Origin of the sequence: Flavobacterium stagni (genome assembly GCF_004122105.1) — a bacterium.
Taxonomy (GTDB): Bacteria; Bacteroidota; Bacteroidia; order Flavobacteriales; family Flavobacteriaceae; genus Flavobacterium; species Flavobacterium stagni.
This window is the reverse complement of record NZ_SBKN01000002.1, coordinates 138,354-161,264: the sequence shown is the minus strand read 5'-3', so window position 1 is coordinate 161,264 and position 22,911 is coordinate 138,354. Positions and strand designations below refer to the sequence as shown.

General features: G+C 38.2%; 16 protein-coding genes and 1 tRNA gene. 12 read left to right on the top strand and 5 right to left on the bottom strand.

Going from position 1 to position 22,911, the window contains the following annotated elements:
* Positions 1 to 128: 128 nt before the first annotated feature.
* From EQG61_RS05100 to EQG61_RS05085, 4 genes are all read left to right on the top strand, one after another.
* Positions 129 to 1,025, top strand: a complete 897-nt coding sequence (locus EQG61_RS05100; RefSeq protein ID WP_129460829.1) for an ABC transporter ATP-binding protein — start codon at positions 129 to 131, stop codon at positions 1,023 to 1,025.
* A gap of 6 nt (positions 1,026 to 1,031) precedes the next feature.
* Complete coding sequence (locus EQG61_RS05095; protein WP_129460828.1) at positions 1,032 to 1,871, top strand: ABC transporter permease; 840 nt, start codon at positions 1,032 to 1,034, stop codon at positions 1,869 to 1,871.
* A gap of 76 nt (positions 1,872 to 1,947) precedes the next feature.
* Positions 1,948 to 7,056 carry a T9SS type B sorting domain-containing protein gene (locus tag EQG61_RS05090; protein WP_129460827.1) on the top strand — a complete coding sequence of 1,703 codons (5,109 nt, stop codon included), beginning with the start codon at positions 1,948 to 1,950 and terminating at the stop codon, positions 7,054 to 7,056.
* A gap of 15 nt (positions 7,057 to 7,071) precedes the next feature.
* Entirely contained in the window at positions 7,072 to 9,432 is a 2,361-nt protein-coding gene (locus EQG61_RS05085) for a T9SS type B sorting domain-containing protein (protein WP_129460826.1), read from the top strand.
* Positions 9,433 to 9,495: 63 nt separating this feature from the next.
* Here EQG61_RS05085 and typA read toward each other — a convergent pair whose 3' ends face one another.
* Positions 9,496 to 11,301 (bottom strand): translational GTPase TypA, encoded by a 1,806-nt coding sequence (typA, locus tag EQG61_RS05080; protein ID WP_129460825.1) that lies wholly within the window; start codon positions 11,299 to 11,301, stop codon positions 9,496 to 9,498.
* Positions 11,302 to 11,440: 139 nt separating this feature from the next.
* On the opposite strand from typA, the gene EQG61_RS05075 reads away from it, so the two are divergent.
* Both EQG61_RS05075 and EQG61_RS05070 read left to right on the top strand, forming a co-directional pair.
* The gene (locus EQG61_RS05075; protein ID WP_129460824.1) at positions 11,441 to 13,141 is read left to right on the top strand and encodes a PAS domain-containing sensor histidine kinase; all 1,701 of its coding nucleotides are present in this window, start codon (positions 11,441 to 11,443) and stop codon (positions 13,139 to 13,141) included.
* 5 nt (positions 13,142 to 13,146) lie between these two features.
* Positions 13,147 to 13,551, top strand: coding sequence for a response regulator (locus EQG61_RS05070; RefSeq protein WP_129460823.1), 405 nt, complete (start codon positions 13,147 to 13,149; stop codon positions 13,549 to 13,551).
* Between the two features lie 63 nt (positions 13,552 to 13,614).
* Here EQG61_RS05070 and rpsT read toward each other — a convergent pair whose 3' ends face one another.
* The 3 genes from rpsT to proS form a co-directional block, all read right to left on the bottom strand.
* Entirely contained in the window at positions 13,615 to 13,866 is a 252-nt protein-coding gene (rpsT, locus tag EQG61_RS05065; RefSeq protein WP_129460822.1) for a 30S ribosomal protein S20, read from the bottom strand.
* 158 nt (positions 13,867 to 14,024) lie between these two features.
* A tRNA-Glu gene (locus tag EQG61_RS05060) sits at positions 14,025 to 14,096 on the bottom strand.
* Positions 14,097 to 14,173: 77 nt separating this feature from the next.
* Positions 14,174 to 15,652, bottom strand: coding sequence for a proline--tRNA ligase (proS, locus tag EQG61_RS05055; RefSeq protein ID WP_129460821.1), 1,479 nt, complete (start codon positions 15,650 to 15,652; stop codon positions 14,174 to 14,176).
* Positions 15,653 to 15,753: 101 nt separating this feature from the next.
* Between proS and EQG61_RS05050 the strand changes: the two genes are divergently transcribed.
* From EQG61_RS05050 to EQG61_RS05035, 4 genes are all read left to right on the top strand, one after another.
* Positions 15,754 to 16,785, top strand: coding sequence for a hypothetical protein (locus EQG61_RS05050; RefSeq protein WP_129460820.1), 1,032 nt, complete (start codon positions 15,754 to 15,756; stop codon positions 16,783 to 16,785).
* Positions 16,786 to 16,814: 29 nt separating this feature from the next.
* Entirely contained in the window at positions 16,815 to 18,350 is a 1,536-nt protein-coding gene (locus EQG61_RS05045) for an OmpP1/FadL family transporter (RefSeq protein WP_129460819.1), read from the top strand.
* Between the two features lie 103 nt (positions 18,351 to 18,453).
* The gene (gene rimO / locus EQG61_RS05040) at positions 18,454 to 19,755 is read left to right on the top strand and encodes a 30S ribosomal protein S12 methylthiotransferase RimO (RefSeq protein ID WP_129460818.1); all 1,302 of its coding nucleotides are present in this window, start codon (positions 18,454 to 18,456) and stop codon (positions 19,753 to 19,755) included.
* Between the two features lie 36 nt (positions 19,756 to 19,791).
* Positions 19,792 to 20,274 carry a hypothetical protein gene (locus EQG61_RS05035; protein WP_129460817.1) on the top strand — a complete coding sequence of 161 codons (483 nt, stop codon included), beginning with the start codon at positions 19,792 to 19,794 and terminating at the stop codon, positions 20,272 to 20,274.
* 65 nt (positions 20,275 to 20,339) lie between these two features.
* On the opposite strand, the gene EQG61_RS05030 is transcribed toward EQG61_RS05035, so the two are convergent.
* Positions 20,340 to 20,753: a DUF1573 domain-containing protein gene (locus EQG61_RS05030; protein ID WP_129460816.1), complete on the bottom strand. Its 414-nt coding sequence runs from the start codon at positions 20,751 to 20,753 to the stop codon at positions 20,340 to 20,342.
* A 215-nt stretch (positions 20,754 to 20,968) separates the two neighbouring features.
* On the opposite strand from EQG61_RS05030, the gene EQG61_RS05025 reads away from it, so the two are divergent.
* Together EQG61_RS05025 and EQG61_RS05020 are read left to right on the top strand one after the other, a co-directional pair.
* On the top strand, positions 20,969 to 22,201 hold the full coding sequence (locus tag EQG61_RS05025; RefSeq protein ID WP_317127770.1) for a sensor histidine kinase: 1,233 nt from the start codon (positions 20,969 to 20,971) through the stop codon (positions 22,199 to 22,201).
* Positions 22,188 to 22,874 (top strand): response regulator transcription factor, encoded by a 687-nt coding sequence (locus EQG61_RS05020; protein ID WP_129460814.1) that lies wholly within the window; start codon positions 22,188 to 22,190, stop codon positions 22,872 to 22,874. Before EQG61_RS05025 ends, EQG61_RS05020 begins: the two co-directional genes overlap by 14 nt.
* Positions 22,875 to 22,911 lie beyond the last annotated feature (37 nt).

Below are 22,911 nucleotides of genomic sequence, written 5' to 3'. Positions count from 1 at the left end.
CGGACCCCCGACGAAAAACGCGTATCGAAGTAATTGGCGGGATTCGGGGGGAGCGCCCAAAAAATTATTTTCGTCAGTAACAAAGTGGGAATTGGTTCGTCTAAAAACTATAACCTAACTATAAGAACTTGGAAACTATTTTATCTATCCGCAATTTACACAAGCGTTATGGGCGTGTGCATGCTGTAAACGACTTATCGCTGGAAATCCATAAAGGTAATGTTTATGGAATTTTGGGTCCGAACGGCTCCGGAAAATCAACCACCTTGGGCATTGTTTTGAATGTAGTGAACCGCACATCGGGCGAGTACAGCTGGTTTGGTGGCAACTTACCGACGCATGAAGCGTTGAAAAAAGTGGGGGCTATCATTGAGCGTCCGAATTTTTACCCGTACATGTCGGCGCAACAGAATCTGGAACTGGTGTGCAAAATCAAAGGCATTGGGTACCACAAAGTGCAGGAAAAACTGGAATTAGTGGGTTTATGGGATCGAAAAGACCATAAATTTCGCACCTATTCGTTGGGGATGAAACAGCGTTTGGCGATTGCTTCGGCCTTGTTGAATGATCCGGAAATTTTGATTTTGGACGAACCCACAAATGGATTGGATCCGCAGGGAATTCACCAAATTCGGGACATCATCAAATTGATTGCTGCGCAGGGCACAACGATTTTGTTGGCTTCGCACTTGTTGGATGAAGTAGAAAAAGTATGTTCGCATGTGTTGGTGTTGCAATACGGCAAAATGTTGTATTCGGGAACGGTGGCTGGTATGGCGCAACAAACGACGGCTTGGGAATTGGGAGCTTCCGATTTGGATGCTTTGCAAACGAGTTTGAAGGATTACCCCGACCTTTCTTCGATGAAAATTGAAAACGGTCGTTTATGGATTCAAGGGAGTTCGCCCATCGATGGTGCGGCGTTGAATCGGTATTTGGCGGAGCGCTCGATTTATTTGGATCATTTGAGTGAACGCAAAAACAGTTTGGAACAAGAATTCTTAAAAATCACCGCATCAAAATAAGTCCACATGAAACGATTATTAGCTATAGAATTACAGAAAATTTGGTTGAATCGCGCGAGTCGGGTGCTGACCTTTACCTATTTCATTGTGTTGAGTTTGATTGCGTTAATTGCTTCGATTGAATTTGACTTTGGTCCGTTTCACTTTGATGCATCGCAGCAAGGCATTTTCAACTTCCCGTACATCTGGCATTTAAACAGTTTTATTGGGGCACTGCCGAAAATCTTTTTGGCCTTGGTGATTGTATCGATGATGGCCAATGAATATACGTATGGCACCTTGAAACAGAATTTAATTGACGGGATGAGTAAGAAAGAGTTTGTGCTTTCAAAGTTTTTGACCGTTGTTGTATTTGCCCTAGTTTCCACAGTTTTCATCTTTGTGATTTCCTTATTATTGGGGCTCCTCTACTCGACTTATGATGAAGTGGGCATTATTTTTTCGCAAATGGATTATTTGTTGGCATTCTTTGTCAAATTGGTGGGCTTTTTCAGTTTCTGTTTATTTTTGGGGGTGTTGATCAAGCGTTCGGCCTTTGCGATTGGATTTTTATTTGTTTGGTTTATGACGGAGAAAATAGGCTATGGAATTATTGGAAAATTTGTGGTGGGTGATTTTGATACCACCTATGATTATTTTTTCAAATATCTTCCTTTGGAATCGATGTCCAATTTAATTATTGAACCGTTTACCCGACTTGAACTAATTCAAGCTATTGGAAATCAGGTCGGTGTTAGCGAACCCAAGATTTACAGTGTGGATTACACTATGGTATTTACGGTTCTTTGTTGGACAGCCATTTTCATTTGGGGTTCGTATGCCTTAATCCGCAAGAGAGATTTATAACCTTAATTGTGTTAAAATAGTCCAAAATAGTAGAATACGCATCAGTCAAACGGTGCGTATTTCTTATTTTTGGATCATGAAAAATTGTGTTGCCTCCTTACTGTTACTTTTCTTATTACCAGCGCTTTGTTTGGCGCAATTCAGTAAGACCCATTACCTACCTCCATTGTCCAGTTCGATGGACATGCCTATAAACGAAAAATACATTTACATTTCAACACCAAGTGTTACTCCTATTCAATTTACGATTAAACAATTAGGAAGTGTCAATATCACAGGGACTGTTTCGAGAGATAACCCTTATGTATTTGACACTACAACAAGTGGCAATCCGAGTCAGTTTGTTGTAGATCAAATAGATGCCAATGTGATTCTTCAAGACGCAGGCTATATCATTGAGGCTGAGGACTTGATTTCCGTTTCAGGTCGGATTATTGATCAAACAGGGAACCAAGCGGGTTGTGTGGTTTCTAAGGGTATGGCAGCCTTGGGGACACAATTTCGAATTGGAGGGATGACCAACATGCTAGTGGGTAGTTATGCTGCACGTCATTATACTTTTATTTCGGTATTGGCAACAGAAAACAATACGACGGTAACATTTAGTGGTATTAAAACGGGAGCCGTTTTGGTGAATAATACATCAGCTGGAAATACTCCAGCCCCTGTATTACTCAATAGCGGTCAATCGTTTATTATTGCGGTTCAGGGTCCGACCAATGCCAACAGAGATGCCTTGATTGGTTCGCTAGTTACCGCAGACAAACCCATTGCGGTGAATTGTGGTTCTATAGGTGGAACCAATGGCGAAATGAGCAATATTGATACAGGTTTTGATCAAATAGTATCCGCAGAACGAACAGGTACTGACTATATATTCATCAAGAGTAATGGTATGAATAATGTGGAGCGTGTACTATTAATTGCCCATGAAAACAATACAGAAATTTTCTTAAGTGGTGCTACTACGCCGAGCTATACTTTAAATGCAGGAGAATATGTTTCTTTAACTGGTGCTGATTATACGGCAAATGGCAATTTATATGTCCATTCTAGTAAAAATATTTTTGCGTATCAATCAGTGGGTGATAATTCAATGGCCAATCAAGCCAATCAAGAATTGTTTTTTGTACCGCCTTTGAGTTGTCAAACGCCGAAATCCTTAGACAATATTCCGTTTATTGATCTTGTGGGCAATGTTAGTTTTGATGGTAGAGCAACCATAACAACAAAAGTGGGTTCTACTTTGAATTTTATTGTAGATACTGTACCCTTCACCTTAGCAAGTTTAAGTGCACAATATACTGTAGTAGGACCAACTGCAGTTATAGGTAATCCAAACTATGAATGTTATGTAATTTCAGGTTTGCAAGGAAATGTTTCGGTATATTCTACCTCTGAATTGTACTTGGCAGCTTATGGCAATAGTGGTGCTGCAACCTTTGGGGGTTATTATTCGGGATTTATTTTTAAACCGGAAGTAGTATTTCAAGAGGTGAATACTAATTTAACGAACTGTATCCCAAATGTTGAGTTAAATGTGAATGCGCAAAGTGGCTTCGATACCTACCAATGGTATTTTAATAATGTTCCTATTCCAGGAGCCATCAGCAATAGTTATACGCCTACACAACCTGGCTATTATAAAGTAAAAGCGGGTTTGGCGAGTTGTGGAATCGAACTCTATTCCGATGAATTTCCCGTGAGTACTTGCCCTACTGACTTGGACAACGATTACGTACCGGATAACGTGGATATTGACATGGATAACGATGGAATTACCAATTGTGCGGAATCATACGGCACGCAATATTTAAATTTGACCAATGCTGCTGCGGGAACTATTTCAGTGGGTACCTATTCCAACACGTTTACAGGAACCGTGACTACTTCAAGTACAGCGAGTACGAATCCATTGACTTCGACCAATGATGGTACTGTAGTAACCGACATTCCGGCGGGGAAAATAAATTGGGTGAAATACCAATTGAATTTTGCGCAACCTATTTCAGTGGGCATGGAATATGCGGCTACGGCAAATGCCGCCGACTTGATTAACGACAAAGGCGAATATTACATCAGTTGCCCAATCAATCAAACAATTACAGTGGACAATCCGAACGATCAATTGTTGATTGACACCAATTATGATGGATTTTATGAAAGTGGTGTGACGCGATTTTCCTCTTTTGAAATTCGTTTTCGTGTAAACAGCAGTACACCATTAGCTGCGGGAACAGGAACTTTTAAATTTCAATCCAACTTAACAACAAGTCTAACTTTTCTCCATAAAAATTTAGTGGATGATAGTGCGAACCGTGCGACTTTCCGTTTTTATGCGACTTGCGTTCCGAAAGATTCAGATAATGATGGTGTTGCTGATCAATTGGATTTTGATAGTGATAATGATGGAATTCCCGATTTTTATGAATCACAAGGAAATACATTTTCGGCTTTAACGGGTACTGACACCAACAGCGATGGTATGGACGATTTGTTTGGAAGTACTTTTGTTGTGAATGATTTTGATGGTGACGGCATACCCAATTATTTGGATTTGGACTCTGATAATGACGGAATTTATGACCTGAATGAATCGGGTAGCAATGCACCAGACACCAATGCCAACGGAATTATTGATGCACCTGCAGTGGGTGGAAATGGTTTGCAAAATAGTTTAGAAACGAGTACTGATAGCGGTTTGATTAGCTATACTTTGGCTGATACTGATGGCAATGGTGTATTCAATTATGTTGCTTTAGATTCGGACAATGATACTTGTAACGATGTCATTGAAGCCGGTTATTCAGATGCTAATGGAGATGGTATTTTGGGCACTTCTAGCACGCCAACAGTTAACAGTAGCGGACTCGTTACAGGCGCTGGAGGCTACATAAACCCCAATACCAATTACACTATTGCAGCACCGATTAGTATAACCACACAGCCACAAGATGTAACGGTTTGTGAATTACAAAATGCGGTATTTACCATCACACCTACGGTTCCCATAGATGCTTACCAATGGGAATTATCGACAGATAATGGAGTTACATGGAGTTCGCTTACCAATACGGCACCTTATAGTGGTACAACAACGGCAACACTAACGGTAACTAGTGTAACACCAACCATGGTGGGTTACTTGTATCGAGTTGTTTTGAATCGCAACGGCAATAGTTGTGGATTGAATTCAGATCCGGCAACTTTAACAACTTATGCGCTTCCAGTTGTTAATACACCAATAACCTTAGTCCAATGTGATGATGATACGGATGGAATCTCCAGTTTCAATTTGACGCAAAAAAACAGTATAATTTCTGCTAATGCTGCTTTTGAAACATTCACCTATTTTACTACACAAACCGGAGCAGACACGAATGATACGAGTGTTCAAATAACTAATATAACAGCATATACTACTTCCAATACAACGGTTTGGGTTCGCGTTGAAAATGCGAATCAATGTTACCGAATTGCACGTTTGAATTTGATTGTTTCGGCGACTCAAATACCCGCAGGAACGCATTGGGATTTCATCCAATGTGACTATTATGTGAGTCCGAGCAATACCGATACAGATGGAATTGCCAATTTTGATTTCAGTTCGGTGACTACGCAAATCCAAGGTTTACTTCCTACTACTGCTGCTTACACCATTACCTATTATAAAAACGAAGCCGATGCCTTAGCTGAAGTAGATTCTAACGGAAACTCTTTAGCTATAACCAATACCTCCAACTACATGAATATAGGCTATCCCAATGTGCAACAAATTTGGGTTCGTGTGGATAGTAATGTGGACAATGCTTGTTTTGGTTTAGGACCTTACATTACACTTACAGTTCAGGCTTTGCCTACAATTCATCCCGTTGGCACCAACAATGTGATTCGCCATTGTGATGATAATCAAGATGGCAGTTATACTTTCAATACTTCTAGTTTGGAGAGTACTATTTTACAAGGACAAACCAATGTGAACATCTTTTACACCACGAGTGCTGGCTCACCTATTCCATCTCCATTCCCTCCTACTTTTACAGTGAATGGCACGGAAACTATTACGGTTCGTATAGAAAATACAGGGACACTAGCCGCTGACGGCCCCTGTTACCGCACGGGCACCATTACTTTTATTGTGGATGATTTACCTGAATTATTTGCAGTAAACGCAGCCGATTTAATTCGATGTGATGATGAAATAGATCCGATGCAACAAGATGGATTGATTAATTTTGACACTTCAACTATTTCGAGTCAGTTGCTTCAGGGTCAGACAGGTGTTGATTTGACATTTACTTTGGCTAATGGTACTGTTTATAACAACAACTTACCCAATCCGTTTCCATCGGGAACACAAATCGTTGTGGTTACCGCAGTGAATCCAATTAACACGAGTTGTCCTGTGACTACGACCTTAGCTTTTGAAGTTAAACCGCTTCCTTATGTGAATATTAATGCACAAGGATGGGATGACACCTTGGTTTGTACCAACTTGCCCAATTTTACAGTAACATTAGATGCAGGTGTGAGTCCTGCCTCTTTAATCCCGACCTACACCTACCAATGGTATTTCAATGGGACAGCCATTGCTGGCGCTAATCAATATACTTTAACTGTTAATCAAGAAGGCGATTACAGTGTAGAAGTTACGAATAGTGCCAATTGTCCAGTGACACGAAACATCAAAGTAAACTCTTCTGTAATTGCAACCATTGATTCTGTTACAGTCGTAGATTTAAGTGAAATCAATACGATTACAGTGAATGTAACTGGAAATGGGGATTATGTTTACAGCCTTGATGAATCCTATGGTCCGTATCAGAGTTCGGAAACTTTCTCGGGTGTACCTATGGGAATCCACACGGTTTATGTAAAAGATTTGAACGGATGTGGTATTGCTGAATATACCGTTTCTGTATTGGGTGTTCCGGCCTATTTTACACCTAACGGAGATGGATTTAATGATACTTGGAACATAAAGGGAGTGAATGCAACCTTCCATCCCAATACAGAAATATTGATTTTTGATCGCTTTGGTAAATTAATCAAACAAATTTCTCCATTGGGTTCAGGCTGGGATGGAACTTACAATGGATATCCTGTCAATGCGGATGATTATTGGTACTTCATAAAAATTGATGATGGACGAATCGCTAAAGGACATTTTGCGCTCAAACGCTAAATAAGAATTCAGTGTATGTCCAAAAAAATTCTATTTGCCCTACTTTTAATTTTTCCTCTTTCCATCTGGGGGCAATCGGATTGTGATCAATCGGTAATCACCTGTGGCAATACTAGTTTTTCCAATTTACCTGTTAATGGTTCGGGGAATGTTCAAGAATTGAATCCTCAAAACACATGTGGTTCTGGAGAATATAATTCGATATGGATTAAAGTTACCATTAAAACTGCGGGGACGTTAGCTTTTACCATCACCCCAGCAAACTCGAGTTTGGTAGTTGATTATGATTTTTTTGTTTTTGATGGTTCCAATGGGTGTAGTGCTTTAGGAAATGCAATTCGTTGTTCGACGACTAATCCAAACTTAGCGGGTTTGAATTACAATACAACGGGTTTAAATGATACAGAAACTGAATATTTTGAAGGTCCAGGGTCAGACGGGAATGGTTATGTTCAATCCATTATGACCTACCCCGATGAAGTATATTATATTGTTGTCAATCGGGCTATTGGAAATGGTAACTTTTCCTTGGATTGGGAGGGTACAGCTACTTTCAACGACCCTCCAAATATTACTAATACTACCAATCCTAACTATTTGGATTTAAATTTATGTCAACCCGACAGTAGTCAAGGTGTTGATATCACTCAAAATAGCAATTTAGCTATTGGAAGTCAGACCAACATTACCACGCAATATTTTCTAACAGATGGTGATGCGCTTTCAAATACCAATCCCATACTTGATCCCACGCATTTCATTTATACAAGCAATCCACAGCAACTGTATATTCGATTAGAAAATTCACTTTCAGAATGTTCAACTTTTGCGCCATTTATACTTACTGTAACCAATTTAAATTTACCCGATTTACCTGATTTGGAACTTTGTGACACGAATGGAACAGGATTGCAACAATTCAATTTCACTAACTATGCGAGTTTAATGAGTTCGAATGGTGCCAATAGTGTTACCTTCCTTGATGACATCAACTCCTCTATTCCACTTCCTGTATTGTATACCAATGCCAATCCTTATCAAGAGGAAACGATTTGGGTAAAAGTGACCAATACGGCTACCAATTGTTCCGTTTTTAAATCGTTTAAAATAAAGATTCATCCCTTACCTCCCGTTCAATCTATAAGCTTAAGTCAATGTGATTTTGAGTTAAATCCGGATGGTTTAACCCTATACAATTTAAATCATGCAACAACTACGCTAAGTAATGGAAATGTTGATTATTCGGTAAGTTATTATTTAAATGATAGTGATGCGAATTTAGGGGTAAATCCTTTGAATTTTTCGTATCAATCTATTCAAAACCCACAACTCATTACAGCTAAAATAACCAATACGACAACAGGCTGTTCTTCCCTTTCTCATGTGAATTTGATCACTTCGGTCAATCCTACTCAATCGGTTTCCTTGATGAATTGTGTAGATCCTACAACTGGGAGTAGTTCGTTTCTATTTTCAGATGCGGGTTATGAAACTCCGGGAAGTGTTGTAACCTATTTCACCTCATTACAAGACGCCTTATTAGAATCCAATCCAATTATCAACCAACCGTATACGAGTACCATTTCAAACCAACTAATTTATGTTCGTGTTGAAAACGTGTTGGAAACGTGTATTGGTCTACATCTAATACAATTGAGCAATTATGAAATTCCGCAAGCTACACTACTGTCCTCTGGAATTTTATGTAAAAATTTACCCTCACAGCCCGTCTACCTCACCTGTCAAGTTCAAACTGCAGGGAATTATACCTTCCAATGGAATCCTGGAACGAGTACAACATCTACACTAGCGGTATTTGCTCCGGGCAATTATACAGTTACCCTTACGGATACCACTACTGGTTGTCAAAATTCAGCAACTATTGAAGTATTTCAATCGGAAATTCCCCAACTCACTGAAATTCAAATTGTGGATCTTATTGATGCTAATTCGATAACGGTAATTGTGGATGGCATTGGCGACTACTGGTATAGTTTGGATGACTCACCCCTACAAAATTCGCCTCATTTCGAACCGGTCATTGCTGGAGAGCATACAATAAAGGTTTGGGACAAAAATGGCTGTGGTATGATTTTCACACCCGTTTCCCTATTGGGAATTCCCAACTATTTCACCCCCAATTTGGACGGAGTGCATGACCATTGGCAGATCAAAGGGATTCAATCCTCTGCTTCAAAAGTAAAAGAGTTCCTCATTTTTGACCGCTATGGCAAAGTCATTTTCGCGGTTGATCCCTTAAAATCCGGTTGGGATGGAACAATAAATAATCGACCTGCTCCGGCTGATGATTACTGGTATGTATTACAAATGAACGATGGTAGAGTTTTCAAAGGCCATTTTAGTTTAAAACGCTAATACAATTCATAAAAAAAAGCCACCTCAATGAGATGGCTTTACAATTTTATAGCTTACTTAAAATTAAGCAATCGAATTTTTAAAACGTTTACGATCGTTTTCATTCAATAAAATTTTACGCAAACGAATCGATTTAGGCGTTACCTCTACGTATTCATCTTTTTGGATGTATTCTAACGCTTCCTCTAGCGTGAATTTGATAGCTGGCACAATACGTGTCTTGTCATCTGCACCCGCCGAACGGAAGTTGGTCAACTGCTTCGTTTTGGTAATATTGATTACTAAATCGTCTGCACGTGAATTTTCACCCACTACTTGACCTTCATAGATATCTTCATTCGGATCTACGAAGAATTTACCGCGATCTTGTAACTTGTTAATTGAATAAGGAATTGCTTTACCGTTCTCCATAGAGATTAACGATCCATTGATACGACCTGAAATATCTCCTTTTAAGGGTTCATAACCGATAAAACGGTGAGCCATGATCGCCTCACCAGCAGTAGCCGTCAACAATTGATTACGCAAACCGATAATTCCACGAGAAGGAATATTAAATTTGATAATCATACGCTCTCCTCTAGGCTCCATGCTCAACATCTCTCCTTTTCGAACGGTTACGAATTCAACCGCTTTCCCCGAAACATTTTCAGGTAAGTCAATCGTTAACTCTTCAATAGGTTCGCATTTTTGACCGTCAATTTCTTTGATGATAACTTGAGGCTGTCCGATTTGTAGTTCGTAACCTTCACGACGCATCGTTTCAATTAATACCGACAAGTGCAATACACCACGACCGAATACCATGAATTTATCTGCTGAATCGGTTTCACTTACGCGTAAGGCTAAGTTTTTCTCCAACTCCTTGGTCAAACGATCTTTAATGTGACGGGAAGTCACAAATTTTCCTTCTTTACCAAAGAAAGGCGAATCGTTAATGGTAAACAACATACTCATCGTTGGTTCATCAATCGCGATACTTTTCAATGCCTCTGGGTTTTCAAAATCAGCAATAGTATCTCCAATTTCGAAACCTTCGATTCCTACTAAAGCACAAATATCACCGGCGTGCACTTCAGCTACTTTCTTACGACCTAATCCTTCAAAAGTATGCAATTCTTTGATTTTTGATTTGGTTATCGAACCGTCGCGTTTTACCAATGAAACAGGCATATTTTCACGTAAAGAACCACGCTCTAAACGACCGATTGCAATACGACCTGTAAACGATGAGAAGTCTAAAGAAGTCACCAACATTTGTGGTGTACCTTCAGAAACTTTGGGAGCGGGAACGTTGTTAACCACCATATCCAACAAAGGTTCGATATTCGTAGTCACATTTTTCCAATCTTCCGACATCCAGTTATTTTTAGCAGAACCATAAACGGTTGGGAAATCCAACTGCCATTCTTCTGCACCTAATTCAAACATTAAATCGAAAACTTTCTCATGAACTTCTTCAGGAGTACAGTTCTCTTTATCGACTTTATTAATAACCACACATGGTTTTAATCCCAAGTCAATCGCTTTTTGCAACACGAAACGGGTTTGAGGCATCGGACCTTCAAAGGCATCAACCAAAAGACAAACTCCATCTGCCATATTCAATACACGTTCTACTTCTCCACCAAAATCGGCGTGGCCCGGAGTATCAATAATGTTGATTTTAGTCCCTTTGTATACAACTGAAACGTTTTTGGAAGTAATGGTAATTCCGCGTTCACGCTCTAAATCGTTGTTATCTAAAATCAAATCACCTGTGTTTTCGTTTTCACGAAATAGTTGACAATGGTACATAATTTTGTCAACCAAAGTGGTTTTACCGTGGTCAACGTGTGCAATAATTGCGATGTTTCTAATCGATTCCATGTGAAAATTTTGAAGGTGCAAAGGTACACTTTATTTTTCGAAAAAAGAACCTCGTTATCAATAGTTTTGATACATGATTTAATATGCATTTAATTCGATTAAACTTCCCAATTTCGATTTTTTTGCTATTTTTGAACTAATGAAAAAATTAACCGCTTCCTCACATTTACCCTTCTTCCTCATCGTTTTTACGTTGGTATTTGGAGGAATACTATTGGTTACTTTTTTTTCATCTTCACAGTATGTTATTTTAATTGGAATTATCTTAGGACTGATTGTATCGGGGCTGCTTACTTTTTGGATTTCAAAAAAAGAAACAACCAACGAAACATACATCCATCAATTCGAAAAAGAATTTGCCGAATTGTCTGTTTCCAATGAACGTTTTGAAATTGTATCCAAAGCAACCAGTGATACCATTTGGGACTGGGATATAAAAACCAACCGATTTATTTGGAACAAAGGGATTCAAGGTGTTTTTGGCTACAAAAAAGAAGAGGTAGGTGATAATTTACAGTGGTGGTTTGACAAAATTCATCCTGAAGACAGTTTAAAAATGTCGGTCAAACTGTATTCCTACATCGCCCAAAAATCTGAAAAATGGCAGGACGAATATCGTTTCATGGCGGCAGATGGTTCCTATCGTTATGTTTTTGATCGGGGCTTTTTGGTAAAAGATGAGAATGATCAAGTTATTCGGATGATTGGTGCGATGCAAGACATAACCAAATCTAAAGAAGAAGAGCAACGATTACAATTACTAGGAACTGTAATTACTCAAAATAGAGAAACCGTAATCATTGCAGAATTAGCAAATGCTGATCATCCAGAAGATCGGATTGTTTATGTGAATCCAGCTTTTGAAAGCATGACCGGGTTTACACAAGAAGAAGTAATCGGAAAATCAGCCAACATTCTTGTAAATCGGTTCAAAAATAAGCGAGATATTAAATTAATTTCAGACGCTTTAAAGAAAAAGGAGGCTTTCAAATTTGAAACCCTGAATAAGCGTAAAAACAACGAAGAGTATTGGGTTAATTTAACCATTATTCCAATCACGAATAAAGACAACCAACACACGCATTGGATTTCAATTCAACGCGATATTACAGAAGAAAAACTCAAGGAAAAAGAACGCGAACAATTAATTAAAGAGTTGACGTTAAACAACTCGGATTTAAAACAGTTCTCTTACATCACGTCACATAATTTACGCGCACCCCTATCAAATCTTACCGGGCTTTTGACACTTTTGGAAGACCTTGAAATTGAAGATGAAGAATTGAAAGAAATCATTTCAGGTTTTGAGCGCTCCACCCAACAGTTAAATGAAACCGTTAATGACTTAGTGAATGTCATTATTATTAAAGACAAACCTTCTATTGAAAAGGAACCTATAGTGATCCGCGATGTCTTTGAAAACATCTTTAATCAACTTAATTTTCTGATTCAGAATTTAAATCCGATTATCAAATTGGATGTCGATAAAGTAACTTCATTACACGTAAATAAATCGTATTTTGAAAGTATTTTATTAAATTTGACTACCAATGCACTCCGCTATCATGAACCTTCCCGTCAATTAAAAATTGAGGTGACAGCCAAAAATAAAGATAAAGACATCCAATTATCATTTAAAGACAATGGCTTAGGCATTGATTTAAAACGACATAAAGAAAAAGTATTTGGACTTTATCAACGCTTTCATGATAACCCAGATAGCAAAGGATTGGGATTATATCTTGTAAAATCGCAAGTTGAATCGATGGGCGGAACTATAAGTATCGAAAGTGAAGTGGGCGTTGGTACCACGTTTACCATTACCTTTAAAAACGACTAGTATATATGTATAAAAAAATACTTTGTGTCGATGATGACCCGATTACATTAATGCTTTGCAAAAAAGTAATTCAGAAAAGTGAATTTTCCGAAGTAATTGATATTGCTAATAATGGTGAAGATGCACTAAAATATTTAGATGCTATCAAAGGCGGGCATATTAGTGATCCCGATTTTATCTTACCCGAATTGATGTTTCTTGACTTAAACATGCCGGTAATGGGCGGTTGGGAATTTTTGGACGAAATGACAGAGCACAACTATATAGAACATTTTCCCAATTTAAAAGTAATTGTTTTGTCCTCGACTATTGACCCAAAGGACATTGAAAAGTCAAAATCCTACCCAATGGTTTTAGACTTTTTATCAAAACCGATTACCCGAGAAATGCTAGAATCCTTAAAAAAATAATAATTACTCCATAAAAAAAGCCCCGATTTACATCGGGGCTTTTTGATTTCGTATAACGTGAAATTATAGCTTGTTAACGTGTTTCGTTAATTTCGATTTCAAGTTAGAAGCTTTATTATCATGGATGATATTTTTCTTTGCTAACTTATCAATCATTGAAATTACACTAGCCAATTTAGCAGCAGCTTCTGACTTAACAGTTGACAAACGTAAAGCTTTGATAGCATTACGCGTAGTTTTGTGCTGGTATCTGTTAAGCACTCTTTTTTTCTCGTTACTTCTAATTCTTTTTAAAGCTGACTTGTGATTTGCCATTGTCTTTTTAATTTAATTGTTGTAATAATTTTTTTAAACTATTAGTTAAAAAAGAAAAACCTCCCACAATAATAAATTATCACTTTGGTTTTAACTAATAAAACAACTATTTGAGACACTAAACACTTGTTTTATAAAACTAATTTACAACTAATTTGTAGCCCGTAGGGGAATCGAACCCCTCTTGCAAGAATGAAAATCTTGAGTCCTAACCGATAGACGAACGGGCCTACTGCTCAAATGCGGATGCAAAAATACAACTATTTTTTATTCACGCAAGCCTGCATTTAAACTTTTTTCTATTTTTTTAATAGGCCTTGGCAAACAGCACTCTACCTGAGGATTTTGCACCGGTAAGCACACATTTTCCGTCTTCTTTCACTTGGTCTAAAGGGATACAACGAATGGTCGCTTTGGTCAATTCTTTGATTTTTTCCTCGGTTTCTGAAGTCCCATCCCAATGCGCTGCCACAAATCCACCTTTCGTCGCCAAAACTTCTTTGAATTCTTCAAAGTTTTCAACTTTAGTAATGTGGGTATCGCGGTATTCAAAAGCGCGACTGTACATGCTTTCTTGAATCTGAGTCAATAAGGAATCAATGTATAATTCAATACCTTCTTTTGACACCACTTCTTTGGTTAACGTATCGCGACGGGCAATTTCGAAGGTTCCGTTTTCAAGATCTTTAGGTCCGATGGCTACACGAACTGGCACGCCTTTCAACTCCCATTCTGCAAATTTAAATCCGGGTTTTTGCGTAGTACGGTTATCAAATTTTACAGAAATGCGTAATTTTCGTAAGGCAGCAGTTAATGTATTGGCTGCTTCAGATATAGCGGCTAATTCCTCTTCACTTTTATATATAGGAACGATAACCACTTGAATTGGTGCCAAATTAGGAGGCAATACAAGTCCGTTATCATCCGAATGCGTCATTACTAATGCCCCCATCAATCGGGTTGAAACTCCCCAAGAAGTCCCCCAAACGTATTCTTGCTTTCCTTCGTTATTGGCAAACTTCACATCAAAGGCTTTGGCAAAATTTTGCCCTAAAAAGTGGGAAGTACCCGCTTGCAAAGCTTTACCATCTTGCATTAAGGCTTCAATACAATAGGTTTCTTCAGCTCCAGCAAATCGCTCGTTAGCCGTCTTCACCCCTTTTATAACTGGGATAGCCATAAAATTTTCCACAAAGTCAGCATACACATTCATCATTTGCTCGGTTTCTTGAATCGCTTCCGATTTTGTTGCATGAGCAGTATGCCCTTCTTGCCATAAAAACTCGGCCGTACGAAGAAACAAACGCGTGCGCATTTCCCAGCGCACTACATTGGCCCACTGATTTATTAACAAGGGTAAATCTCGGTAAGACTGAATCCAGTTTTTATAGGTTGACCAAATAATAGCTTCACTTGTAGGGCGAACCACCAATTCTTCATCCAATTTTGCATTGGGATCTACGATGAGTTTTCCTTTATTTTCTTCATCGTTTTTAAGACGGTAGTGCGTCACTACAGCACATTCTTTAGCAAAACCTTCTGCATTTTTCTCTTCCGCTTCAAACATGCTTTTCGGCACAAAAAGAGGGAAATAGGCGTTGCTATGTCCCGTTTCTTTGAACATACGATCCAGCTCCGCTTGCATCTTTTCCCAGATGGCATAACCGTAAGGTTTTATGACCATACAGCCTCGCACTCCCGAGTTTTCAGCCAAGTCAGCCTTCACTACTAATTCATTATACCATTTGGAATAATCTTCCGCTCTTTTTGTCAAATTCTTACTCATAGTGAACAGTTTGGCACAAATATTGTTTAATCAAATTTTAACTTAATAGTTCGGCAAAACTAACTATTTTTGTAATGACCAACAATAAAAATGCTATAGATATGAAAACAATTTCTCTAAAACAATTCGAGAATTTCCGATGGCTATTTACAATAGGCTTAGGAATCTTGGTCACTTCATGTGGAACCTATCAAAATTCATCGTATTATGATAATGATGGTGTATATGGAAGTTCAGACAACACACAAAATCGTGTCGTACAAAATGACAACGCGAATAGTGAATACTACAAAAATTATTTCAGCAACATCAACCAAGAGAATGAAGAAATTTTTACCAATGTAGATAATTATACCACGCCAGTTGACACAACTTCAACTGCAAAACAAGTAAACACTGACGGTTACAATGGATGGGGACAAAACTCCTCCAATGTAACCGTTAATTATTATGGTGGATACGGTGCCGGCTGGAATGGTTGGTATGGAAATGGCTGGGGTTGGAACAACGGCTGGGGTTGGAATTCATGGTACGGACCAGGCTGGGGTTGGAATACTGGCTGGGGTTGGAACTCATGGTACGGCGCTGGCTGGGGATGGAACAACGGCTGGGGATGGAATTCTTGGTACGGCGCTGGCTGGGGCTGGGGAGGCTGGTACAGTCCCTATTACGGCTACGGCTATGGATATCCTTACTACGGAAATTACGGTTGGGCTTCCAACTATGGCTACAACGGTGGAAGAAGAAATACGATTTACAGAAATAATTTAGGCGGAATAAATGGAAGTCGAGTGGCCAATGGATATACTCGTTCAAACACTGTAAATCCCCGAAACTCTGATGTTCGTCCCACCAACTTAGGAGTACGCCCAAATAATGGAAGTGTTCGAAGTACAACTGTTGTGAATAATGGTAGTCCAAGAACGGTAACGAATCCAAACTCTGTTGGAAACGTTCGCAATAATTCGGTTCAAAATGTTACTCCTACACGAACTGAAAGCACACCAAGAAGTTATACTCCTACCCGTTCCTATTCCCCAAGTAGCAGTAGCTATGGTGGTGGAAGCTATGGCGGAGGAGGCGGTGGCTTCAGTGGAGGCGGCGGTCGATCTGGCGGTGGCGGAAGACGATAACATTTATTTACCTATTCAACTTATTTACTATGAAAAAGATATTTGCCATTTGTTTGACGGGACTGAGTTTTTACACCGCTTCAAGTCAAGACATTACGGATGCATTACGATATTCCATTCAAGATTTAAATGGAACCGCCCGTTTCAGAGCGATGGGTGGAGCTTTTGGAGCTGTAGGCGGTGATTTGAGTGCCATTAGTGTAAATCCTGCTGGATCATTAATATTCAATAACAATCAAGCCGGAATTACTTTAAGTGATTATAACATAACCAATAAATCGAATTATTTTGGAACGCAACAAAATGAAAACGACAACCATCTAGATTTCAATCAGGCGGGTGCGGTTTTCGTTTTCAATAACAATAGCAAAAAAGGAGATTGGAAAAAATTTGCTATTTCATTAAATTATGAAAACACCAAAAATTTGAACAATTCCGTTTATTTTTCTGGAACTAATCCCTACAATTCGGTTGATCAATACTTTTTGAGCTATGCCAATGGTAGAACACCTAGTGAAGCGGTACCTTTTGGAAATATTACAGGATATTCCTTTGATCAATTGTTTTTCAATGAACAACAGGCCTATTTTGGTTATAACTCTTATTTAATTGACCCTTTCAATCCTAGTGACCCAAATAACACCAATTACTACACCAATGTAGCACCGGGTGGAAATTATTATCAAAGATATACTTTAGATTCCAAAGGGTACAGTAGTAAATTAGAATTCAACTTGGCCATGCAATACCAAGATTGGTTATTATTGGGACTTAATATGAATTTCCATTTTGTGGATTTCAGACAAACCACTAGTTTTTATGAAACCAATAATAATCCTATCTATCCAACAGGATCTACTGTAGACCAAATTCGTTTTAATAACGAATTATACACGTATGGTAACGGATTCTCCATGCAGTTGGGCGCCATTATTAAAGCCAACAAAAACCTTCGTTTTGGTTTAGCCTATGAAACGCCAACTTGGTTGAAATTGAATGACGAATTGCGTCAAAACATCATCACTTCTGGTTATGGTCTTAATGCAAGTCAAAACAACACTCAATACAACACGGTGGTTGTTGACCCACAAATTACCATGTTATTCGAACCGTATCGCTTACGTACAGCGGATAAAATAACAGCAAGTGGTGTGTATATTTTTGGTAAAAGAGGCTTGATTAGTGCCGACGTTTCCCGAAAATTTTATGCCGGAAATACGTTTTCTCCGCGCCGCGATTTCACTGAAGAAAATGCGAACATAGATAACGTTCTTCAAAGTGCTACAGAAGTTCGACTAGGTGCTGAAATCAAAGCCAAACAATGGAGTTTACGTGGTGGATATCGTTGGGACCAAAGTCCGTACAAAAACCACTACACTATTGGGCACTTAACTACGTATACGGGCGGAATTGGTTACAGTTTTGGCGATACCAAATTGGATGTATCGTATAGTCATGGTTTTAGAAATTACAACCAGCAAATGTTTAATCGTGGTTTAACCGATAGTGCACGCACCAAAGCCGTTTATGACAACGTAAGTGTAACTGTACTGTTTGAGTTATAATAAAAAATATAAAATCGATGGAAGCCGTTCATTTTTGAGCGGCTTTTTTATTTCGGGACTCAAATAAATAGCCTAATTTTGCAGTCCATTTTTTAGTAAGAATATGAGAACCAAATCGGTAAAAAAAAATAAAATAAACGTAATCACCTTAGGCTGTTCCAAAAACACCTATGATAGTGAAGTGTTAATGGGGCAACTGAAAGCCAGTGGTAAAGATGTCGTTCATGAGCAAGAAGGCAATATAGTTGTTATTAATACATGCGGATTCATTGACAATGCAAAAGAAGAATCGGTCAACACGATTCTTGAATATGCCGACAAAAAAGAACGTGGCGTAGTAGACAAAGTTTTTGTGACAGGTTGTTTGTCAGAACGCTATCGCCCCGATTTAGAAAAAGAAATTCCGAATGTGGATCAATATTTTGGCACGACTGAATTGCCTTTGCTGTTAAAAGCACTTGGAGCAGATTATAAACATGAATTATTGGGTGAACGTTTAACAACTACCCCAAAAAATTATGCCTATTTAAAAATTGCCGAAGGTTGTGACCGTCCCTGTAGTTTTTGTGCCATTCCTTTGATGCGTGGTAAACACGTATCACAACCCATTGAAAAATTGGTTAAAGAAGCCGAAGGTTTAGCCCGAAATGGTGTAAAAGAATTGATTTTAATCGCGCAAGACCTTACCTATTACGGTTTGGATTTGTACAAAAAAAGAAATCTAGCCGAATTACTAGAGGCGCTTGCAAAAGTAGACGGTATTGAATGGATTCGCTTGCATTATGCCTTCCCTTCCGGATTCCCTATGGACGTTTTGGATCTTATGAAAAAAGAACCCAAAATTTGTAATTACATCGACATTCCCTTACAACATATCTCCGATTCGATATTGAAATCGATGAAACGCGGAACCACACAAGAAAAAACCACGCGATTATTAAAAGATTTCCGCGAACGTGTTCCTGGAATGGCTATTCGCACTACATTGATTGTAGGTTATCCTAGTGAAACGGAAGAAGACTTCCAAATCTTAAAAGATTGGGTACAAGAAATGCGTTTTGAACGATTGGGTTGTTTTACGTATTCCCACGAAGAAAACACAGGTGCTTTTGCTCTTGAAGATGATGTTCCAGAAGAAGTCAAATATGCCCGTCAACAAGAAATTATGGACATTCAATCACAAATTTCATGGGATTTGAATCAGGAAAAAATTGGCCAAACCTTTAAATGCGTAATCGATCGTAAAGAAGGTCAATACTTTGTGGGCCGAACAGAATTTGACAGTCCGGATGTCGATAATGAAGTACTCATTGACGCAACGCAATACTATTTAAAAACGGGTGAATTTGTAAATATTAAAATTACGGACGCTACTGAATTTGATTTATATGGCGAACCTGCTTAATTTTTAGCTACATTTACAATACCAAATTTATTTCAAATGAAAAATTCAATAATAGCAGCATTTTTGTTTATGGGCACTTGTAGTTTTGCCCAAATGTATGGAAATGGTATTGGAAGTGGATACGGAAGTGGATACGGTTATGGTAATCCCTATGGAGCCGGTCGCTCCTCCATGGGAATGCCTTCTGCCCAACCTCGTGAAAAATCTGCTGATGAAATTGAAAAAGAACGGTTAGAGACCGTTTCTAAAATTGTAGAAAAACTAAAAAAAGATCTTACTCTGGATGAATTACAAGTTGTAATTGTTCAAAAAGAATTTGACGCCAGTTCAAAAAAAATAAATGCCATACTCAAAAAAGAAGGATTATCGCAAGACGAAAAAATGCAAGAGGTACAGTCTATCAATGAAACAGCCGAACGAAGTATTTTGAATTTTCTGAATGATGAGCAAAAAAAGAAATTCAAAGAAATTATTGCTGATCGTCAAAAAAAAATGGAAATGATTAAATCAAAATCCTAAATAAAAAACTCCTGACATTACATCAGGAGTTTTTCGTTCTTCTTAATCACCTTTATATCGAAAACTTATGATTTTGCAACCACAGTCCCTTTAAAAGTCAACACTTTTGGAGTTTCTTCAGCGTTTGTAGTCACCGTGATCGTTTTGGTGAAAGCACCAGCTGCTGCTGCATTATACGATGCTTTTACAAATCCCATTTTACCAGGTGCAATAGCTTCTTTCGTAAAATCAGAAGTTGTACATCCACATGAAGGTTTTACATTAGTAATCAATACCGACTTCGTTCCTGTATTTTTAAAAGAAAACTCAATCGGTTTCGGTGTTCCTTGAGGAATTTCACCTACATCAATAGTTTCAGATTTCCATACAATCGAAGAAGCATTTGCCATTTTAACTGTTGCTGATTCAACTACAGAAACCGATGTAAACGACATCAACCCGAAGGCTACTGCCGCTAAAGATAATTTTAATGTTTTCATATTCTTTTGTGTTTTGAATTTATAATTAAATAAGTAGAATGCTTTACTTGATGATACAAATGTAATTTGCTTCCCTTTCCAATGTTGTTAAGCGGTTTCAAATCTTTGTTAATGACTTGTTAACAGCACTAAAGCCGGCATTTTTTAGCTAATTTTGAGTACCAAGAAGATTAAATTTGAAAACAAAAAACCTAAATAGTATTATAGTTCTCGGGATGATTGCCACCCTAGGTATCCTTGTGGCCCAACTCCTTTGGACCAATCAAGCTTTTAACTTAGAAGAGAAAAAATTCACCCAAAAAACCCATATTGCATTACTAGAAGTCGTCAAAAAATTATACGAAGGAAAAGGTAGTGAACTCCCCTCCAATAATCCCGTCGAAAAAGTAGCCAACGATTATTACATCGTCAATGTTGAAAATGACTTTCAACCCGATATATTGGAATTCTACCTAAAAACAGAATTTGCCAAAATGAATATCACGACCGACTTTGAATACGCCATGTACAATTGTCAAAGTGATGAAATGGTCTATGGAAATTACGTATCATTTACCGATAGAAAACCTACTTCCCATACCGTCTATTTTCCAAAACATAAAAACTTAGTGTATTACTTTGCCGTTCGTTTCCCCAATGAAACGACATATTTATTAAGTTCGCTACGTTTTTGGTTTATACTCTCGTTTGCCTTGATGATTGTTTTATTCGTCTACGTCTACTCAATTTATACCATCATTCAACAAAAAAAATATTCAGAACTCCAACGGGACTTTATCAACAACATGACCCATGAGTTTAAAACACCCTTGTCCTCTATCCTATTAGCTTCAAGTTATCTCAACAAACAAGATGCTATTCGCGATAATAAAAAACTACACGATTACACCGAAATCATCATCAACCAAAGTAAAAAACTCAATCATCATATTGAAAAGGTGTTGAATATTGCCAAAAGTGACGAATCTCCATTAGCCCTTCAACCCGAAAAATTACAATTGTTGCCCCTACTTCAGGAAGCCGCTGACTCCATCCGGTTGAAAAATGATCAGCTCGTAGTATCCATTAATGCGAGTCGTGACTATACCATAGAAGCCGACCGTTTTCATTTTTCAAACATTATTTATAACCTGATCGATAACTCGGTCAAATATTGCGATGTTACACCCAATATTCAAATCACGGTAAGCGAGGACCGAAATGGCCTCCGCCTCGATTTTTCGGATAACGGTATCGGAGTCGCTCCAAAAAATTTAAATTTGATCTTTGATAAATTCTACCGTGTTGCCGATAAAAAGAGTAATGAAGTCAACGGATTTGGATTAGGCCTTTTTTATGTCAAAAAAATATGTACCCAACACCAATGGAAAATCAGCGCGCAAAACAATAAAGAACAAGGTCTAACTATTTCAATACAAATACCCAAAAAAAGCTATGAGCAAATATAAAATCTTGTATGCCGAAGACGATGAAACCATCGCGTTTCTCACCAAAGATCACTTAGAAAGCTATTATGATGTGCATCATTTCCCCGATGGCGAAAGTGCTCTTCATGCCTTTCCCAAAGGTGATTTTGATTTGTGTATTTTGGATATTATGATGCCTAAAATGGATGGTTTTGAATTGGCAGAAGCCATTCGTGCGAAAGATCAAGAAGTACCCATCCTTTTTCTTTCAGCCAAAACCTTGAAAGAAGATCGTATTCGCGGACTTAAAATTGGCGCAGATGATTATCTCGTGAAGCCCTTTAGTATTGAAGAATTGATGCTTAAAATTGAAATCTTCTTAAAACGCTCGCAAAAGAAAATCGCAACGCCCTCTCCCTTTTACTCCATAGGCAACTATCAATTCGATGCGGCCAATTATCGCGTATTTAATGAGACGGAAACCATTTCGTTAACCCAACGGGAATCCGACTTACTTAAACTTTTCTTGGATCATAAAAATCAAGTTCTTAAACGGGAAGATATTTTGAAAGCGCTTTGGGGTGAAGATGATTATTTTATGGGGCGAAGCTTGGATGTATTCATTTCCCGACTTCGCAAAATATTCGCCAATCAAGACGGAATCACCATTGAAAACTTGCACGGCATCGGATTTAAATTTAACTGTACTTCATAATTTTTGAAGTAAAAAAGGAGATAATCACGGAACAACC